Origin of the sequence: Streptomyces sp. Da 82-17 (assembly GCF_046098215.1) — a bacterium.
Classification (GTDB): Bacteria; Actinomycetota; Actinomycetes; order Streptomycetales; family Streptomycetaceae; genus Streptomyces.
This window is the reverse complement of record NZ_JBJURH010000021.1, coordinates 104534-123740: the sequence shown is the minus strand read 5'-3', so window position 1 is coordinate 123740 and position 19207 is coordinate 104534. Positions and strand designations below refer to the sequence as shown.

At 73.6% G+C, this 19207-nt stretch carries 14 protein-coding genes; 3 read left to right on the top strand and 11 right to left on the bottom strand.

Annotated elements, in window-relative coordinates; translation table 11 throughout:
- The first annotated feature begins 2 nt into the window (after positions 1-2).
- Positions 3-1898, top strand: a complete 1896-nt coding sequence (locus tag ACIDOF_RS29550; RefSeq protein WP_409009201.1) for a transketolase — start codon at positions 3-5, stop codon at positions 1896-1898.
- Positions 1899-2237: 339 nt separating this feature from the next.
- Here ACIDOF_RS29550 and ACIDOF_RS29545 read toward each other — a convergent pair whose 3' ends face one another.
- From ACIDOF_RS29545 to ACIDOF_RS29500, 10 genes are all read right to left on the bottom strand, one after another.
- Positions 2238-4181 carry a DUF5107 domain-containing protein gene (locus ACIDOF_RS29545; protein ID WP_409009200.1) on the bottom strand — a complete coding sequence of 648 codons (1944 nt, stop codon included), beginning with the start codon at positions 4179-4181 and terminating at the stop codon, positions 2238-2240.
- 55 nt (positions 4182-4236) lie between these two features.
- Positions 4237-5130, bottom strand: coding sequence for an arginase family protein (locus ACIDOF_RS29540; RefSeq protein ID WP_409009199.1), 894 nt, complete (start codon positions 5128-5130; stop codon positions 4237-4239).
- A gap of 106 nt (positions 5131-5236) precedes the next feature.
- Complete coding sequence (locus tag ACIDOF_RS29535) at positions 5237-6277, bottom strand: tetratricopeptide repeat protein (protein WP_409009198.1); 1041 nt, start codon at positions 6275-6277, stop codon at positions 5237-5239.
- Positions 6278-6345: 68 nt separating this feature from the next.
- A complete protein-coding gene (locus ACIDOF_RS29530; protein ID WP_409009197.1) occupies positions 6346-6903 on the bottom strand; it encodes a GNAT family N-acetyltransferase in 558 nt (185 codons plus the stop codon).
- Between the two features lie 45 nt (positions 6904-6948).
- Positions 6949-7206, bottom strand: a complete 258-nt coding sequence (locus ACIDOF_RS29525; protein WP_409009196.1) for a DUF1049 domain-containing protein — start codon at positions 7204-7206, stop codon at positions 6949-6951.
- Positions 7207-7311: 105 nt separating this feature from the next.
- Positions 7312-9114 carry a CocE/NonD family hydrolase gene (locus tag ACIDOF_RS29520; RefSeq protein WP_409009195.1) on the bottom strand — a complete coding sequence of 601 codons (1803 nt, stop codon included), beginning with the start codon at positions 9112-9114 and terminating at the stop codon, positions 7312-7314.
- 127 nt (positions 9115-9241) lie between these two features.
- Positions 9242-10195, bottom strand: coding sequence for an LD-carboxypeptidase (locus tag ACIDOF_RS29515; RefSeq protein ID WP_409009194.1), 954 nt, complete (start codon positions 10193-10195; stop codon positions 9242-9244).
- The gene (locus ACIDOF_RS29510) at positions 10192-12195 is read right to left on the bottom strand and encodes a prolyl oligopeptidase family serine peptidase (RefSeq protein WP_409009193.1); all 2004 of its coding nucleotides are present in this window, start codon (positions 12193-12195) and stop codon (positions 10192-10194) included. Before ACIDOF_RS29510 ends, ACIDOF_RS29515 begins: the two co-directional genes overlap by 4 nt.
- 149 nt (positions 12196-12344) lie before the next feature.
- Positions 12345-13682: a M20/M25/M40 family metallo-hydrolase gene (locus ACIDOF_RS29505; RefSeq protein ID WP_409009192.1), complete on the bottom strand. Its 1338-nt coding sequence runs from the start codon at positions 13680-13682 to the stop codon at positions 12345-12347.
- Positions 13675-14517, bottom strand: a complete 843-nt coding sequence (locus tag ACIDOF_RS29500) for a M55 family metallopeptidase (protein WP_409009191.1) — start codon at positions 14515-14517, stop codon at positions 13675-13677. The genes ACIDOF_RS29505 and ACIDOF_RS29500 overlap by 8 nt, the downstream gene beginning before the upstream one ends.
- 264 nt (positions 14518-14781) lie before the next feature.
- On the opposite strand from ACIDOF_RS29500, the gene ACIDOF_RS29495 reads away from it, so the two are divergent.
- Together ACIDOF_RS29495 and fdhD are read left to right on the top strand one after the other, a co-directional pair.
- Positions 14782-17103, top strand: coding sequence for an FdhF/YdeP family oxidoreductase (locus ACIDOF_RS29495; protein WP_409009190.1), 2322 nt, complete (start codon positions 14782-14784; stop codon positions 17101-17103).
- On the top strand, positions 17103-17927 hold the full coding sequence (gene fdhD / locus ACIDOF_RS29490) for a formate dehydrogenase accessory sulfurtransferase FdhD (RefSeq protein ID WP_409009189.1): 825 nt from the start codon (positions 17103-17105) through the stop codon (positions 17925-17927). Before ACIDOF_RS29495 ends, fdhD begins: the two co-directional genes overlap by 1 nt.
- Positions 17928-18190: 263 nt before the next feature.
- Here the strand turns inward: fdhD and ACIDOF_RS29485 are convergent, their stop codons facing one another.
- On the bottom strand, positions 18191-19126 hold the full coding sequence (locus tag ACIDOF_RS29485; RefSeq protein ID WP_409009188.1) for a LysR family transcriptional regulator: 936 nt from the start codon (positions 19124-19126) through the stop codon (positions 18191-18193).
- Between the last annotated feature and the right edge of the window lie 81 nt (positions 19127-19207).

Below are 19207 nucleotides of genomic sequence, written 5' to 3'. Positions count from 1 at the left end.
CCATGGCACCCTCGGAACCCGCCACCGCCCCCGCCGCCGCCCCGGCCCTCTCCTCCGCCGAACTCGCCGAGCTGGCCCAGCAGTTCAGGGTCGACTCCGTGCGCATGGCCGCCGCGGCCGGGTCCGGGCATCCGACGTCGTCGATGTCGGCCGCCGAACTGCTCGCGGTGCTGCTCGGCCGGCACTTCCGGTACGACTTCGGCTGGCCCGAGCACCCCGGCAACGACCGCTTCGTCCTGTCCAAGGGGCACGCCTCACCCCTCCTGTACGCCGCGTTCAAGGCGGCCGGCGCGATCAGCGACGACGAGATGATGACGTTCCGGCGCCGGGGCAGCCGCCTGGAGGGCCACCCCACGCCGCAGCGGCTGCCGTGGGTCGAGGTCGCCACCGGCTCGCTCGGCCAGGGCCTGCCCGTCGGCGTGGGCCTCGCGCTCGCCGCCGCCCGCCTGGAGGAGGGCGACCACCGGGTGTGGGTGCTGTGCGGCGACAGCGAACTCGCCGAAGGCTCCGTCTGGGAGGCCGCCGAGCACGCCGCGTACGAGCACCTCGAACGGCTGACGCTGCTCGTCGACGTCAACCGGCTCGGCCAGCGCGGCCCCACCCGGCACGGCCACGACCTGTCCGCGTACGCCCGGCGCTTCGCCGCGTTCGGCTGGCACACCGTGGAGGTCGACGACGGGCACGACGTCGACGCCCTCGACCGCGCCTTCAACGAGGCCCGCTCCACCGCCGGGCAGCCCACCGTGATCCTCGCCCGCACCCTCAAGGGCAAGGGCGTCGCCGCCGCCGAGGACCGGGAGGGCCTGCACGGCAAGCCGCTGCCCGACCCGGAGGCCGCGGTCGAGGAGCTGGGCGGCGTACGCGACCTGCACGTCCGCGTCCAACACCCGGGCGTGCCCCGCGAGTTGCGGCCCGCCCACCGGGGCGCCCTCGACCTCCCGCACTACGCCCCCGGCACCCACAAGTCCACCCGCGACGCCTACGGGGCCGCCCTCACCGCGCTCGGCACGGCCCGCGAGGACGTCGTCGCCCTCGACGGCGAGGTCGGCGACTCGACCCGCACACAGCTCTTCGCCGAGGAACACCCCGAGCGGTACTTCGAGTGCTACATCGCCGAACAGCAACTCGTCGCCACCGCCACCGGCATGGCCGTACGCGGGTACCTCCCGTACGCCGCCACCTTCGCCGCGTTCCTCACCCGCGCCCACGACTTCGTCCGCATGGCCTCCGTCAGCGGGGCCTCGCTCGTCCTGGTCGGCTCGCACGCCGGGGTCGGCATCGGCGAGGACGGGCCGTCGCAGATGGGGCTCGAAGACCTGGCGATGTTCCGGGCGGTGCACGGCTCCACCGTCGTCTACCCGTGCGACGCCAACCAGACCGCCCAGCTCGTCGCGGAACTCGCCCAGCAGACCGGCATCCGCTACCTGCGCACCACCCGCGGCGACACCCCCGTCGTCTACACGCCGGGCGAGCGCTTCCCGATCGGCGGGAGCAAGGTGCTGCGCGCCCACGACGAGGACCGCCTCACCGTCGTCACCGCGGGCGCGACCGTCCACGAAGCCCTCGCGGCGGCGGACGCGCTGGCGGCGTACGGGATCCACGTACGGGTCGTCGACCTCTACTCCGTCAAGCCCGTCGACCGGGCCACGCTCCGGGAAGCGGCCGAGCAGACCGGCTGCCTGCTCACGGTCGAGGACCACCGGGAGGAAGGCGGCATCGGCGACGCCGTGGCCTGCGCGTTCGCCGACGGGAGCCCGCCCCCGCGGCTGATCCGCCTGGCGGTCCGCACGATGCCGGGGTCGGCCACGCCCGCCGAGCAGTTGCGCTCCGCGGGGGTTGATGCGGAGGCGATTGCTGCGGCGGGCCGCGTGCTCCTGGGCGAGGCCCTGACCCCCTGACCCCCAGGGGCTCCCCCCGGCCCCGGCTGTCTTTCGGCTGCCGCGCCGTCTGGGTTGCTCGCGCAGTTCCCCGCGCCCCTGACGGGGCACGCCCCTGCCCCCTCGGCCCGTCACCCGGCTGCCGCGCCGCCGTGGTTCCTCGCGCAGTTCCCCGCGCCCCTGACGGGGCACGTCACCCGTCCCCCTCCCCCCGCCGCCGCTGTGGGCAGGCGTTCCGCAAGGGCGGAACGGGTGGGCACAGCGGCGGCCACCACGACGGCGCCGCAGACGACGACGCACCCGATAGCCCCTCCGGCGATTGAGGAGCGGGGGCCGGGGGCGGAGCCCCCTGGGGGTGGGTTACTTGGGGCGCATGCGGAAGTCGTAGGGGGGTGGCGGGGGTTCGCCCGTCAGGCGTTGCCACAGGTTGCCCACCCCCTCCGCCCCCTCCCGGAGGTCCGCCACTTCGAAGCCCTCGTCGTAGACCGCCCGGGCCCCCGCCGTGTCGCCCTCCGCCAGGAGCAGCTGGGCCAGCAGGAAGCGGAAGCGGCCCCGGGCGCGGATCCGCGGGGGCAGGCGGTCCCAGACCGTGCGGGCCGCCGGCGTGCGGCCGGCGTCGAGCAGCGCCTCCAGGGCCTCCCCGGCCAGGGCGACCGCGGCGGGGGACGAGTCCTCCGCGCCCAGCCCGTCGAACGCCGCCGCGTACCGCTCCGCCGCCCGTTCCCGCTGCCCCGCCTGCGCGTCCGCCACGGCGAGGCAGCGCAGCAACTGCCAGTCGTGGGGCGCGTGTTGGAGTCCGCGTTCCCAGCTGCGCACCGCCTGGGCCCGGTCGCCCGCATGCCACTGGGCGACGCCGAGGTGGTACTCGGTGGCGGGGTCCGCGGGTGCCGTCTCCAGCATGTCCCGCCAGGCCCGCCCGACCGGCGTCGGCCCGTGCGGCGCGTCCGGCGCGGTCGTCGGCGGCAGCGCCCCGCCCCGCAACAGCTCGGTCCACGGCGCCTGTTCGGGTCCGAGTGTCGACTCGGGGAAGGGCGTGCCCGGCAACTCCAGGCCCGTGCGGAGGAGTTCGAGGGCGCCCCACCCGGAGCCGGTCGCGAGGCGTTCGCCGGGCGGGGTGTCGGCGCGGGTCAGCCACGCCTCGTACGCCGCGTCGACGCCCGGGCGGGGCAGCGCGGTCGCGAGCCGGGCGGAGACCTCCGTGCGGGCTGCCGCCCAGTCCGTGCCGTGCACGCGGTCCGCGTCGGCGGCGAGCGGCCCGTACGCCTCCAGCCAGCTGAACTCGCTCTCCGCGTCGAGCTTGACGTGTTCGAGCTGGGTGCGTGCCAGGCCCGCCTGGATCTCCGCGTACCCCCCGCCGCCGGGCTCGGACAGCCACTCCTGCCAGCGGCGGCCGCCCGCCGCCGTGCCCCAGAGGAACAGTTTGCGGCCGCGCAGCAGGTCGGTGGAGGTCTGCACCAGGCCGTGCCCGTCCGCGTCGAGCGCCGCGATCCAGCGGCGTTCGCCGTCGGGCAGCTCGTAGAAGTAGTCCGCCGGGTAGGTGCCGTTCAGCGGGTACGAGCGGTCGACGCCGTCGGACACCGGCGCGGGCACCCGGCGCAGGGCGTGCTCGTACCCGAAGTGCCAGGCCTCGTCGGCCGGTACGAGGACGCGGTGCTCCTCGGGCACGGCGATGTTGGACCACCAGTAGACGGGCGCGGGCCGCTCGTGCGGGTTGCGGACGCGGACGCCGACGTACAGGAAGTCCGAGCCGTCCGGCAGCCACAGGTCGACCTGGAACGGCAGGTCGCGCAGCCGTTCCCACTCCCAGAGGCGGAGCATCGGCGTGCCGTCGGGGCCGGGGACGGGCGCGGCGTGCAGGGGCGCGCAGGACAGGGTGGTGTGGCCGGTGGCGCCGATGTTCCACTCGATGCCGCCGGAGAACCAGGCGCCGTTGAGGGCGAACGCGGCGGGCTGGAACACCGGGTTGCGGTACAGGAGTTCACGCCCGGTCGGCTTGTGCAGCAGCGACTGGATGCGGCCGCCGAGGCCGGGCAGGACGGTGACGCGCAGCCGGTCGTTCTCCAGGACGAGGGTGTCGAGGGTGAGCTCGGTCCGGTCCCGCCCGTACCCGTCGAGGCGGCGCACCGGCAGGATGCTGCGCAGCGGCTCGTACCCGATCTGGCGGGCCATGTCGCGGGGCAGGCCGGCGCGTGTGCGGTCGTCGACGGTGTGCGCGTCGGCCGGCGGGCGCAGGGCGGGCAGCGGGTTCTCCGGGCCGACCTGCGCGCCCGGGAGGGTCAGTTCACCGGGTCGGATCGTCGTCATCCGTCCATGGAACCGTCCGGGGGCGTCGCGCGGCCAGGGGGCGCCGCCCACGAGTTCAGGGTGTGAGGGCCGCGACGAGCAGGTCGGCGAGGAGCGCCCCGGCCGTGCCGTCGGGGTCGAGGTCCGGGTCGTAGATGGTGACGTTGAGGCCGACGCAGCGTTCGGACGACAGCAACTCGCCCAGTACGGCGGCGAGTTCGTCGGGGTGCAGGCCGTCCGGGTCGGGGGCGTCGACTGCGGGCATGACGCCCGGGTCGAGGACGTCCGCGTCGAGGTGCACCCAGTACCCGTCGAGTCCGGACTCCTCGTAGCCCTGGCGTACGGCGCGGGCGAGTGCGGCGGGGCCCCAGGCGCGGAGCTCGCCGACGCTCAGGGTGGGGATCTTCAGCTCGGCCAGTTCGGGCCGGTCGGGGTCGTCGTCCCTGAGGCCGATGACGCGTACGTCCTCGTCCCGCAGATACGGGCCGAGGCCCTCGATGTCGCTGAGGTCCGGCTGTCCGCGGCCGGTGCCGAGGGCCAGTTCCTCGCCGCCGGCCGCGCCGATCCGGTCGGAGTTGCCGGGGTGGCGGAAGTCCGCCGAGCCGTCGATCGCGGCGAGCCCGTACCGTCCGAGGCGGCGCAGGGCGAGGGAGGCGCCGAGCTGGATGGAGCAGTCGCCGCCGAGGACCAGCGGGAAGTCCCCGGCCGTGAGGTGCCGCTCGATCCGGTCGGCGAGCTTCGGGGTGTACGCGGCGATGGCGGCGGCGTTGAACACCCCGTCGCCCTCCTGCCAGTCGCCGAGGTCGTAGCGCGGCGGTACGACGACGCCGCCCTCGAACGCGCCGAGCCGGGCGACGACCCGCTGCTCGCGCAGGGCCCCGGCGAGCTTGTAGCAGCCGGGCACGGCGCCGGGGGCGGGCGGGCGCAGGCCGAGGTTGGAGGGTGCGTCGATGACCACGATGCGTCGCATACGCCCCATCCTGTGCGCCCCCGGCCGGGCCCTCAACCGCTGCCGGAGGGGCTCCCGCGTCCCGCCCGACGGCAGGGTGCGCCACGAGCGCGGGTCGCCGCCCGCGTCACATCGGCCACCACGCGAGGGCGAACAGCGCCGAGCCGAGCAGGGCGGGCAGCACGAGCCGGGACTGCTTGCCCACACCGAAGGCCGCGCCGAACGCGGTGAAGACGAGGGTGAGCATCCCGGCGAGCCCGGCGAGCAGCCGCAGCGCCTGGTGCAGCGGCATGTCCTGCGCGACCTGCGTGCTGGTGACGATGAACGCGATGACCGCGGCCAGCAGGCCGAGGCTGCCGAGGGTCTCCGAGCGCAGCCGGCCGATCTCCTGCTGCTCGTGCGCGCGGGCCTCCTGCATGGCCTGGTCCACCTGCGTCCGCATACCCGCCTCCAGCCGGTCGGCCGTGGCCCGCAGCCCGCTGCGGATCGCCTGGGTCTCGCGGCGCAGCACGATGTCGGCCCGGATGCGGTGGTACTCGACGACCCGCACCGCGTATCCGCTGCGTGCCGAGTCCTCCAGGTCCATGGCCCGCTGGATCGAGGCGAGCGCGGTGTCGAAGTCGCCGACGAGCGCGGCGAGTTGGGCCCGCACCGCGCGGTACCGGGGCTGCTCGGGGCTGATCTCGGTGGCCCGCTCGACCTGGGTGAGCGCAGCCCGCAGGTCCGCCTCCGCGACCTCGGCGCCGCTCCACCCGTACTCGGCGAGCACGCGCGCGTGGTGGGCGACGAGCGCCAGGTTCCCCGGGTACGCCGCGAGCGCGACGGCCGCGTGCCGCAGCGCGGCGGACAGGTCGGGCCCCATCGGGTCGAGCAGGGCCAGGTCCGATTCGAGGAGCGCCCGCATCGGCACGTCGGCGAACCGTCCGGAGTGCCGCAGATACGTCTCCCGGAACCGGCTCCCGTCGAGGGCGCGCCGGTGCCGGGCGAGCAGGACGTAGAGGGCGTTGAAGGCGCGGGTGCGGTCGCCGTCGTCGCCGACCAGCTCCTCCAGCGGTCGCAGGTCGGCCTCGGTGAGCGACGTGCACACGGCCATGGCCGCGCTGTGGTGTTCCGCGGACTCCAGGGGCGGGAGGGCGCCCAGGGCCGCGGTGATCTCCCCCGGTGACATGGTGATCACAGTAGCGAGGAGGTGGGCGGCACGACAGAGGGGGCAGGTCAACTACCGGCGAGGGGTGGTCAGTTGGGGGTCTCGTCCAGCATCTCCCGGGTGAGCGCCCACCGTTCGTGGTCGCGCCAGGCCCCGTCGACGTACAGGAAGTCCGGGGAGAAGCCCTCCAGGCGGAAGCCGGTGCGGCGGGCGAGGGCGATGGAGGCGTGGTTGCCGGGCTGGACGTTGATCTCCAGTCGGTGCAGTCCGAGGCCGGGCCCGAGGGCGTACCGGACGAGCAGGCCGAGGCCCTCCGTCATCAGCCCGCGTCCGGCGGCGTGCGCGAAGGCCCCGTAGCCGAGGGCGCCGCACTGGAAGGCGCCCCCGACGATGTTGTTGACGTTGACGAACCCCGCCGGCCGTCCGGAGTCCCGTTCGCAGACGAGGAACCCGGCGCGTGCGGGCTCCTCGATCAGGCGGGTCGCGTACGCCTGGAACTCCTCGGCCGTGCGCGGCGGCGCCAGCCACGGGTGGTGCAGGTCGCGGCTCTGCCGGGCGAACGCGGTGAACGCCTCGCCGTCGGCGTACGTGAGGGGCCGGACGGCGACGCGCGGCCCGAGGGCGAGGGGGCGGGAGTCTTCAGGCATCCCCGCAGCGTACGAGGCGGGCAGCCCGGGCGTGACATGTGGCCGTCACTTGCGGCGCCGCACGAAGTAGGCCCCGCACAGCGCGCCGATCACCGCGGTGGCGAGGAGCGCCGTCCACAGCGGCATCGTCACCTCGGGGATCAGCAGCCGGATCTTGGTGTGGTGAGTGTTCTCGAAGATGAAGACGAGGCCGAGGACGCCGAGCACGGCGACCGTCACCCGCGACGGCGTGAGGAGCCCCTGCCTCTTCCCTCCGCCCTTGCCGCCGCCGTTCGTGCCGCCGCTGTGCGCGCTGGGGCTCATGGTGGACCCTTCCGTCGGTGCAGTGGGTCCACCGTGTGCGGCCGCTCACCGCCGCGCACGGCGAGCGGCCCGTACGGGCTACGGACGGGCCCGCGGGGGTGGCGCCTACCGCACGACGGGCAGCTGGAGCACGCCCGTGTCGCCCGGCTCGTGCGTGACGGTCACCGGCTTGACGCCCCGGTTGCCGTAGTACGCGTCGTCGCTGGCGGCGATCACGAACCGGAGGCGGTGGCCCTTCTCGTACCGGTGCACGACGCCCGGCAGGGTCACCGTGAAGGGGCGGGTCACGTCGGGCACGCGCGCGGGGGCGACGAGGCGGTGGACGAGGGTCTTGGTGCCGTCGGGCGCCACGTCGTACAGCTTCGCGAAGAGCACCAGCTGGTCCGCGGCGTCCCCGGAGTTCTGCACCCGCTCGGCGGCCGGCGAGACGACCTTCAGGGTCGCCTTCGGGGCGCCGACGACGTCGGTGTCCTCGGCGAGCGGCTCGCTGGTCCAGTCGAGATACGTGCCCTTGGTGTCGCGCGGCGCCGGGTCGGAGAGGCCGATGATCCCGGCGAGGGAGCTCTCCGAATGGCTGGTCGGCACCAGCCAGTTGCGGTACTCGCGGCTGCCGCGGGCGACCTTGGCGCGGTTGTCGACGAGCTTGCCGTCCCCGGACAGGTACAGCTTCTGCGACAGCGCGGGCAGCGACTCGGCGGTGGCGTACGCGTCCGGGCCGGACTGCCAGTCGCGGTAGTACGCGAAGTCGGGGCCGGTGTCGACGTCCTGCCGCTGCCGCAGGTACCGGTCGAACCAGGCGAGGATGCGCTTGCCGACGTACGAGGTCTCCAAGTTGCCCTCGCCCAGGTCGAGTTCGCCGGACGCCGGGTCGGTCATGCCGCCGCTGTGGCCCCAGGACTGCCACACCATCTTGGCCTCGGTGCCCTGCTTCTTCAGCGTCTCGTAGGTGGCGGTGGCCTCGTTGAGGTTGAACAGGGTGTCCGCCTGCCCCTGCACGAGCAGCGTCGGCGCCTTCACCCGGTGCAGATACGAGACGGGCGAGACGCTGCGCGCGAACTCCAGCATCTCGGCGGTGCGGTCGGCCGGGTACCGCTTCTGGTCGAGGAGCCGCTTCGTCTCGCAGGCCCCGGCCACGAAGTGCAGGCACCCGGAGTCGCCGAGCCGCGACGGGTCGAGGCTCGGATGCAGCAGCCCCTGCGCCTCCCCGATGAGGAAGAACCCGTTGGTCCACTGGTACTTGTACGCGCCGGGGGTGTCGGAGGAGACGCCGTCGGTCTGCGCCGTGTTGTTCGGGTCGAGGGAGTACGCGAGGTCGTTCCAGGTGATCAGCGGGACGAGGGCGTCGACGCGCCGGTCCTGCGCGGCCGTGGCCATCTGGACGGCGCCGCCGTACGAGCCGCCGATCATGCCGACGCGCGGGTCGCCGGCCGCGTCCGCGGTGACGAAGTCGGCCTTCGTGCCGTCGTCGGCGGCACGGGTGCCCGCGAGGAAGTCGACCAGGTGGGAGGCGGCCCGGCCGTCGTGCTCGGGGGCGTCGAGGGAGATGGGGCAGCCGCTCTTGCCGAAGCCGAGGCCGGAGTAGGCGAGCGCCACGTAGCCGCGCTCGGCGAAGGCCTTGGCGGTGGCGTCGGTGGAGCCGTCGGCCTTGCTGCCGCCGAAGCCGTTGGTGGTGAGCACGGCGGGTGCCGTGTGCCCGGCGTCGACGCCTTCGGGCCGGTAGAGGTCGGCGTCCACGGTGCAGGTGCGGCCGCCCGCGTCGACGGTGAACTTCAGTGGTGTGACGGTGAATTCGCCGCCCGGAGCGGCGTGTGCGGCGGGCCCCGGCAGCAGCGCGGCGGCGACTGCGGCCGCGGCGACGCCGACGGAGAGGGCCAGCGGACTACGGGAACGCGAACCGGAACGGGACAACGCACGACCTCCACGCCGAGGAGCGATTACCGCCGGGTAAGCCGGGGCCGCGCTCATGCTGTGACACGTGTCATGACGGGGTCAACGGTCGTGCACGGTGCACTTGCGGGGAGATTCCGTGAAGGCCTCAGTCGGTCAACGCCGGGCGCAGCAGCCGCAGTTCACCCGCGTCGGCGTCCAACTCGGCCCGTACGCCGAGCGGCAGCGTCAACGCCCCGTCGCAGTGGCCGAAGCCGAAGTGTTCCGCCACGGGGACGCCCAGCGGGGCGAGGAGGTCGGCGAGGGTGGCGCGGACCTCCTCGTACGGGCCGCAGTCCTGCCAGGAGCCGAGGAGGACGCCCGCGACGCCGTCGAGCAGGCCGGAGCGCAGGAGTTGGGTGAGCATGCGGTCGAGGCGGTACGGCTCCTCGCCGATGTCCTCGACGCACAGCAGCCCGCCGCGCGCCGAGCGCCGCCCGGTCGGGGTGGCGAGGTCGGCGGCGAGCATGCACAGGCAGCCGCCGAAGGTGACGCCGCTCGCCCGCCCCGGCACGAGCGGGCCGGCGCCGGGCAGCCCGGTGACCGTCTGCGTCGCCTCGGGGGTGAACAGGGTGGCCTTGAGGTGCTCGCGGGCCCGTTGCGAGCCGGTGAAGTCGGGGACGGCGACCATCGGGCCGTGCAGGGTGGCGAGCCCGAGACGGACGGCGAACGCCTCGTGCAGGGACGTGATGTCGCTGTACCCGACGAACACCTTGGGCCCGGCGGCGCGCAGCGCGTCCCAGTCGAGCAGGTCCACCATGCGCTGCGCCCCGTAGCCGCCGCGGGCGCACAGCACGCCCGCCACGGTCGGGTCGCACCAGGCCCGCTGCAGGTCGTCGGCGCGCTGCCGGTCGGACGCCGCGAGGTACTCCAACTCCTTGTGCCCCGCGAGGACATGGGGCGCCACGACCGGGTCGAGGCCCCAGCCGCGCAGCACGTCGAGCCCGGCGCCGAGCAGCTCCTCGGGGACGGGGCCGCTGGGCGCGACGACGGCCACCCGGTCACCGGGGACGAGGCGCCGGGGCCGGGTCAGCTCGGGTGTGCGCGCGTGGTCGGCGGTCACCGGCCGAGTTCCAGCGCCTCGACGCCCGCCGGTGCGAAGCCGAACACCTGCCCGTACAGGGAGAGTTCGGCCTCCACGGCGCGGATCATCGTGTCGGCGCGGCGGAAGCCGTGGCCCTCGCCGGGGAAGGCGAGGTACGCGTGCGGCACGCCGCGGCCCTTCATCTGCTCCAGGAAGCGCTCGCACTGCGCGGGCGGGCAGATCACGTCGTCCAGGCCCTGGAGCAGCAGGAACGGTGCGGTGACGCGGTCGGCGTGCCGGACCGGGGAGCGGTCGCGGTAGCGGGCGGGGACCTCGGCGAGCGGGCCGACCAGGGACTCCAGGTAGCGGGACTCGAAGTCGTGGGTCTCGCCGGTGGCGAAGGCGGTGAGGTCGAGGATCGGGTACTTGACGGTGCCGCAGGCGTAGACGTCGGTCGTGGCGAGGGACGCCGCCGCGGTCCAGCCGCCCGCGCTGCCGCCGCGGATCGCGAGGCGGGCCGGGTCGGCGGCGCCCTCGGCGGCGAGGGCGCGGGCGACGGCCGCGCAGTCCTCGACGTCCACCACACCCCACTGCTCGCGCAGCCGGTTCCGGTACTCCCTGCCGTACCCGCTGGACCCGCCGTAGTTGACTTCGGCGACGCCGATGCCGCGGGAGGTGAAGTAGGCGATCTCCAGGTCGAGTACGAGCGGGGCGTGCGCGGTGGGCCCGCCGTGCGCCCACACCACGTAGGGCGGGAGTTCGCCGTCGGGGGCGCGGTGGCCGGGGTTGCGGGGCGGGTAGACGTGGGCGTGCACGTCCCGGCCGTCCGGTCCGGCGAAGGTGCGGATCTGCGGCTCGGGGTAGTACGCGGGGTCGACGGGGTCGGTGTGCCGGTTGCCGATGACGCGGGCGCGGCCGATCGCGGTGCAGAGTTCGACGACCTCGTGCCCGGTGTGCGGTCCGGCGCCGACGCCGACGACGCGGGTGCCGTGCGCGTCGAGCGTCGCCGACCAGGCGGTCCAGGGTCCGGCGGCGTCGACGACCTCGCCGGTCTCGGGGTCGAGGATGCCGAGCGCGGTGGCGCCCTTGCCGTGCACGACGGCGATCAGTCCGTTCGCGAGCGGCGCGAACCAGCGCAGGCCCACTTTCCACAGCGGCCCGGCGAACTCCTCGTCCCGACGGCAGAGTTGGGCGGGCTCGTCCGCCCCCGAGTCATGGACGGCCGTCCGGTACAGGTTCCACCAGCCGCTGCGGTCCGAGGCGTACAGCAGCGTGCCGTCCTCGGCCCACTCGGCCTGCGCGATCGCCTCGTCGGTTCCGCCCGCGACGGTCCGTACGTGCCGGGGTGTGCCGTCCGCGTCGAGTTCGGCGACGCGGAGTTCCGTGCCGTCCCACGGCATCCGCGGGTGGTCCCAGGCCAGCCAGGCCATGCGGCGGCCGTCGGCGGTCAGGCGCGGCCCGGTGACGAACCGGTGCTCGCCGCCGGTGAGTTCCCGTACGCGGCTCCGGTCCTCGGCGGCCGAGCCGTCGAGGGGCACGGCGGCGATGACGCGGCGCACATCGCTCGGGCCCTCGCCGGTGAACTCCTCCAGCACGCACCAGACTTCGCCGAGCTCCGGGCGCAGCCGCGGGTCGGCCCAGCGGAGCCCGCCGCCGAGCGCGGAGGTCGGGGTGAGGGGGCGGGGTGCGGGGGCGCCGGGGCGGTCGGGCTCGTACGCGTACAGGCGCTGGTCGGCAAAGTTCACGAACACCAGCAGCGGGCCGTGCGGGCCGGTGGTCGCGGTCCAGGGCACGCCGCCGTACTCGACGACGCGGCTGCGGACGTTCCACGGCTCGGGCAGCACGGACTCCTCCGCGCCGGAGGGGCGCCTGCGGATCAGGGCGCGGCGGCCGGCCTCGGCGGGGCGCGGGGCGGTCCACCAGACTTCGTCGCCGACGAACGCGACGTACTCGGGGCTGCCGTCGTGGGCGGCGGCGAGCCGGGCGTCGATGGGCGAGTCCCATGCCCCGTGGGGCGTTGTGCTGATCATGTCCCCCATACCTTCCGTGGTCGCGAGCGATTTTCCCCCACCCCGCCCCTTCCCGAAAGACCTGCGGTCGGCAGGGGGCTGCGCCCAGCCGCAGCCGAACGAACAGCGGCGCAGCCTTTCGGGAAGGGGCGGGGTGGGGAACAAAGAACGGCAGACGCCTACGCCGCGCGCAGGAACCGATCCAGCACCCGCACCCCGAAGTGCAGCGCATCCACCGGCACCCGCTCGTCCACCCCGTGGAACAACGCCTGATAGTCGAACCCGGGCGGCAGCCGCAGCGGCGAGAACCCGTACCCCGTGATCCCCAGCCGGGAGAACTGCTTCGCGTCCGTCCCCCCGGACATGCAGTACGGCACGACATGCCCCTCGGGCGCGAACTCCTCGACCGCGGCCCGCATCCGCGCGTACGTCGGCGAGTCGACCGGCGCCTGCAGGGCGACCTCGCGGTGGTCGAACTCCCATCGCACGTCGGGCCCGGTGAGCCGGTCGAGGGTGGTGCGGAACTCGTCCTCCCCGCCGGGCAGGAACCGTCCGTCGATGTAGGCGACGGCCTCGCCGGGGATGACGTTCACCTTGTACCCCGCCTGCAGCATCGTCGGGTTGGCGCTCCCCCGCACGGTCGGCTCGACCAGTTCCGCGGCCCGCCCGAGCTTGCCGATCAGCGCATCCACGTCGAAGTCCGGCGCGTTCACGTCGACGAACAGGCCGTGCAGGCGGGCGAGTTCGGCGAGGGCGGCGCGCACGGTCGGCGTGAGGCGCACGGGCCATTCGTACGCGCCGATGCGGGCGACGGCCTCGGCGAGCCGGGACACGGCGTTGGCCCGGTTGACCTTGGAGCCGTGTCCGGCGCGGCCCTTGGTGGTCAGCTTCAGCCAGCCGGTGCCGCGCTCGCCCGCCGCGATCGGGTAGAGCTGCAGGTCGGGCGCGGCGTGGAAGGTGAACGCTCCGGACTCGCTGATGCCTTCGGTGCAGCCCTCGAAGAGCTCGGCGTGCCGGTCGGCGAGGAACCCGGAGCCGTCTTCGGCGCTGGCCTCCTCGTCGGCGGTGAACGCGATCACGAGGTCGCGCCGCGGCCGTACGCCGGCGCGGGCCCAGGCGCGTACGACGGCGAGGATCATCGCGTCCATGTTCTTCATGTCGACGGCGCCGCGGCCCCAGACGACGCCGTCGCGGATCTCGCCGGAGAACGGGTCGACCTGCCAGTCGGCGGCCTCGGCGGGGACGACGTCCAGGTGGCCGTGGACGAGCAGCGCGTCCGCGGACGGGTCGGTGCCTTCGAGTCTGGCGACGACGTTGGTGCGGCCCTCGGTGCGTTCCAGGAGCGCGGGTTCGAGCCCGGCGTCCGCGAGCCGCTGGGCGGCGTACTCGGCGGCGGGCCGCTCACGGCAGTCGCCGCCGCCGCGGTTGGTGGTGTCGATGCGGATCAACTCGCTGGTGAACCGGACGACTTCGTCGAGGGCCAGCGCGTCCACGTCGGTGCCGGGCTGCTCAGCCATACTGCTCCTCCACTGCGGCCGAGACGATCGTGGTGACGGCCTTGAACGTGCGGATGCCTTCGTACATCGTCTCGCTGGTGTAGATCACCTTGCGCTCGGCGTGCTGCCGTACGCCCGGGACGACCGTCGCGGCCATCGCGAGGTGCGCGGCGTCGAACTCGACCTCGACGGTGAACGGCCCGCCGTGCACCGGCTCGTGGCGCACGGCGAGCGCTGCGGCCTCCTTGGCGGCGGCCCGGATGTCGGCGGCGGTACGGGCCGGGGTGCGGCAGACCGCCGCGTACCGCGAGACGTGGTCCTTGACGGCGACCTTCAGTGCCTCCGGCGCGTAGCCGAGGGCGTCCTCGCAGGTCAGGTCGTCGCCGGTGACGAGCACGACGGGGACGCCGAACTCGGCGACGACATGCGAGTTGAGCAGCCCCTCGCTGGCGCGCACGCCGTTGACCCAGACGCCGGTGATGGAGTTGGCGAGGTAGGTGTGCGCGAGGACGCCGTCCGCGCCGGCGCCGGTGTGGTAGCCGACGAACGCGACGCCGTCGACGGCCTGCTCGCCGTCGTGCTGCACGCCCTCGACCATGCTGAGCGCCTTGTGCCGGCCGGTGAGCATCTGGGCGCGCTCGTCGAGCTGTTCGAGGAGCAGGTTGCGCATGGTCCAGTGGGCTTCGTTGATCAGCACCTCGTCGGCGCCGCCGTCGAAGAAGCCGAGCACGGCGGCGTTCACGTCGGAGGTGAACATCGCGCGGCAGCGTTCCCACTGGGGGGTGCCCGGCAGTACGTCGGCCGGCCAGGTCACGCCGGTGGCGCCCTCCATGTCGGCACTGATGAGGATCTTCATACGGCCTCCCGTCGGTCCCGGTGCTGCCCACACTGTCACGTATGCGTGCCGCGCCGGGTAAGGGGCGTGCCGCACGCCTGGGCGCCGCCGACCGGACGCCGATAAGCAACACCTATCGCCCCATCGAAAACCGCTCTTTGACAGGCCGGACGCGGCGGGCGGAAGCTCGCAGGCGCGGTGACGTCCGGACATCGCCGGACCCGTGCACCAGGGGCCGGGCCGTGCTTCAGGGGAAGCTTCAGGGGAAAGAGGGCAGAGCGGAACATGGGCAGCAACGCGGATCCCGACGACGACCTGAAGGTCACTCCTCCGAAGTCCTGGGCGACGGGTCTTCCGGCCGTGGCCCACGCTCTGGAGTATTCGCTGTCGCAGACCTCCCCGCGCAGGACCGCGCTCACGCTCCTCAACATCAACCAGGCCAAGGGCATCGACTGCCCGGGCTGTGCCTGGCCCGAACCGCCCGCGGGCAAGCGGCACTTGAACGAGTACTGCGAGAACGGCGCCAAGCACATCAACGACGAGGCGACCTCGCGCCGCGTCACCCGCGAGTTCTTCCGCGAGCACTCGATCGCCGAGCTCGACGGCAAGTCGGACTACTGGCTGAACCAGCAGGGCCGCCTGACCGAGCCCATGGTCAAGCGCCCCGGTGCCACGCACTACGAGCCGATCGGCTGGGACGAGGCGTTCGCGATCCTCGCCCGCGAGCTGAAGGCCCTGGCCTCCCCCGACGAGGCGCTGTTCTACGTATCGGGGCGGCTCAACAACGAGGCAGCCTTCCTGCTCCAGCTCTTCGCCCGCGCGTACGGCACGAACAACCTGCCCGACTGCTCCAACATGTGCCACGAGTCCAGTGGTTCCGCTCTCAACGAGACCCTGGGCGTCGGCAAGGGCAGTGTGTCCCTGGACGACATCCACGAGAGCGACCTGGTGTTCGTGGTCGGCCAGAACCCGGGCACCAACCACCCGCGCATGCTGTCCGCCCTGGAGGAGACCAAGCGGAGCGGCGGCCAGGTCGTGGCGGTGAACACGCTGCCCGAGGCGGGCCTGATGCGGTTCAAGAACCCGCAGAAGGCACGCGGCGTCGTCGGCCGGGGCACGGCGATAGCCGACCAGTTCCTGCACATCCGCGCGGGCGGCGACCTCGCCCTGTTCCAGGCCCTGAACCGGATGCTGGTGGAGGCCGACGACGCGGCGCCCGGCACCGTCCTGGACCACGCGTTCATCGAGGCCCACACGTCCGGCTTCACCGAGTTCGCCGAGCAGTCCCGCAAGGTGTCCTGGGACGACGTCCTGGCCGCGACCGGCCTGCCGCGCGAGCAGCTCGACGAGCTCTTCGACCGGGTCCTCAACGCCCGGAAGATCATTGTCTGTTGGGCGATGGGCGTCACCCAGCACAAGCACGGCGTGCCCACCATCCGGGAGATCGTCAACTTCCTCCTGGCCCGCGGCAACATCGGCCGCCCCGGCGCGGGCGTCTGCCCCGTACGCGGGCACAGCAACGTGCAGGGCGACCGCACGATGGGCGTGTGGGAGCGCATGCCGCAGCCGTTCCTGGACGCCCTCGAGAAGGAGTTCGGGTTCACCCCGCCCGCACACCACGGGCTCGACGCGGTCGACGGCATCCGCGCCATGCACGAGGGGCGCGCCAAGGTGTTCCTCGGAGTCGCGGGCAACTTCGTCCGCGCCACCCCCGACAGCGACGTGACGGAGGCCGCGATGCGCGGCTGCCGGCTGACCGCGCACGTGTCGACGAAACTGAACCGCTCGCACACCGTGTGCGGCGACACGGCACTGATCCTGCCGACACTGGGCCGCAGCGACCGGGACGTGCAGAACGGGGTGGAGCAGTTCATCACCGTCGAGGACTCGATGAGTGAAGTGCACGCCTCCCGCGGCAAGTTGCCGCCCGCCTCGCCGCACCTGCTCAGCGAGGTCGCGATCGTGTCCCGCCTCGCCCGCGCCACACTCGGCGACGAACCCGCCCTGCCCTGGGAGGAGTTCGAGAACGACTACGGCACCATCCGGGACCGCATCGCGCGGGTCGTGCCCGGCTTCGAGGACTTCAACGCCCGCGTCTCCGTACCCGGCGGCTTCACCCTCCCCAACCCGGTGAACGCGTACGATTTCCGCACCGCCACCGGCAAGGCCCGGTTCACCTGCAACGACTTCACGATGCCGGAGATCCCCGCGGGCCATCTGCTGCTGCAGACGCTGCGCTCCCACGACCAGTGGAACACCGTCTGGTACGCGCCCAACGACCGCTACCGCGGCATCCACAACGCCCGCCGCGTCGTCCTCGTCAACCCCGACGACCTGAACGAACTGGGCCTTGCCGACCGGCAGTTGGTGGACCTCGTCAGCGTCTGGCACGACGGCCGCGAGCGGCGCGCGGAGGGCTTCCGGATCGTCTCGTACCCGAGCAGCAAGGGCTCGGCGGCGGCCTACTACCCGGAGACCAACGTCCTGGTGCCCCTCGACAGCGTCGCCGACGTCAGCAACTGCCCGACGTCCAAGGGGGTGCTCGTACGCCTGGAGCCTTCGCGTACGCCCGAGTCCGCCCCCGCCCCGGACGGCGAGGAGGCCTGATGGGACGTGTGACCGCGCGCAAGCCCGTCCTGCGCATCCGGGACGGGCAGCGGTCGACGCGCCCGGACACGCTGACGGTCGAGGAGCCGATGGAACTCCGCGTCGCCGGGCGGCCGTTGACGATCACCATGCGCACCCCCGGGCACGACTTCGACCTCGCGGCAGGCTTCCTCGTGGGCGAGGGCGTGGTCCGGCGCGCCGAGGACGTCGCGGGCATCCGGTACTGCGCGGGCGCCACGACCGACAGCGGCAACACGTACAACATCGTGGACGTCGCCCTCGCCCCCGGTGTGGCCGCGCCGGACGCGTCCCTGGAGCGGAACTTCTACACCACGTCGTCCTGCGGCCTGTGCGGCAAGGCCAGCCTCGACGCGGTGCGCACGCAGACGACGTGGCCGGTCGCGGACGACCCGCTGCGGATCTCCGCGTCGACGCTCAGCACCCTCCCGGAGCAACTCCGCGCCGCCCAGCGGGTGTTCGACAGCACGGGCGGGCTGCACGCGGCCGCGCTGTTCACGTCCGACGGCGAGCTGATCTGCCTGCGCGAGGACGTGGGGCGGCACAACGCGGTCGACAAGGTCGTCGGACACGCACTCCGCGAGGGGAGGCTTCCGCTGCGGGACACCGTCCTGATGGTCAGCGGGCGCGCCTCCTTCGAGCTGGTCCAGAAGGCGGTCACGGCCGGCGTCCCGATACTCGCGGCGGTCTCCGCCCCGTCGTCCCTGGCCGTGGACCTGGCCCAGGACGCGGGCCTGACCCTGGTGGGCTTCCTCCGGGGGACGTCGATGAACGTGTACGCGGGAGCGGAACGGGTGGTGGTCTGATACGGGCGCCGTCAGGGGCGCGGGGAACTGCGCGCTCAGCCACGACGGCGCGGCAGACGAACGAACAGCGCCGCAGGCTATCGGGAAAGGGCGGGGAGGGGACGAAGACGGAGCCCGTCCGGCGATCGAGGACGAGCGCGGAGCGCGACGAGGAAGCCCCTCCGGCGCTTGAGATGGGGGTCCCCCCTGCTCGAGCGAAGCCGAGAGCTTGGGGGAGGGGGTCCGGGGGCGGAGCCCCCAGGGGGCGCCCGAGTCGACCGAGCTCAAACCGCCCCGACATCCAGATGCCGCCGCAACGTCTCGTCCAACGCCCCGTGCAGATCAACCGCCCGCGCCGTCTCCACCAGGGCCCGAGCCAGCATCGACTCCGGCCCCCGATCGGCCAGCACGAGCCCGACGTGCAGGGACCGGCCGGGCCGCGGCAACGGCAGGACCCGGGTGCCGTCCGGCACGCCGTACGTGTGCAGCCAGGCGTGCGGGATGACGCTGGACAGCCCCATGGACGTGACGTGGGCGTAGATCGCCGAGACGGTGTCGGTCTCGACGACGGGCACGGCGACCGCCCCGGCCTCGGCGAAGCAGGCGTCGAGGATGCGGCGGTTCTGCATCACGGGCGTGAGCAGGCACAGCGGCGCGACCGCGGCCTCGTCCCAGCGCACGGTGTCCCGCCCGCCGAACTCCCCGTCGCACGGCGTGAGGAACACGTACCGCTCCCGGTAGAGCGGCACGACCCGGACCTTCCCGAGCGGCTCCCCGTCGACGTACGTCATGCCCGCGTCGATCTCAAAGTCGTTGAGGCGGCTGACGATCTCCCGTGAGGACATCGACTCCAGCGAGTACCGCACCCGCTCGTGTTTCTCCCGCAACGGCGCCGTGAGCAGCGACGCCACGGTGAGCGCGGTGGGGACCGCGCCGATGCGCAGCACCCCGGCGAGCCCGCCGCGCATGCTGGCGAGCGCGTCCCGCAGCGCGCCCTGTTCGGCGAGCATGCGGTGGGCCCACTGCAGCACCTGCCTGCCCTCGGGTGTGAAGCCCTCGAAGCGCTGGCCGCGCTGGACGATCTGCACGCCGAGCTCGGCCTCGAGCTTGCGGATGCCCGCGGAGAGGGCGGGCTGCGAGACGTGGCAGACCTCCGCCGCGCGCCCGAAATGCCCTTCTCGCGACAGGGCGGTCAGGTACTCCAACTGGCGCAACAGCATGCAGCTATGGATACGCGAAACAGGGCGGCAGGTAAAGCCGCAGGTCGGAGCAGGTACCCGGCACCCCGCGACCGGCACGGG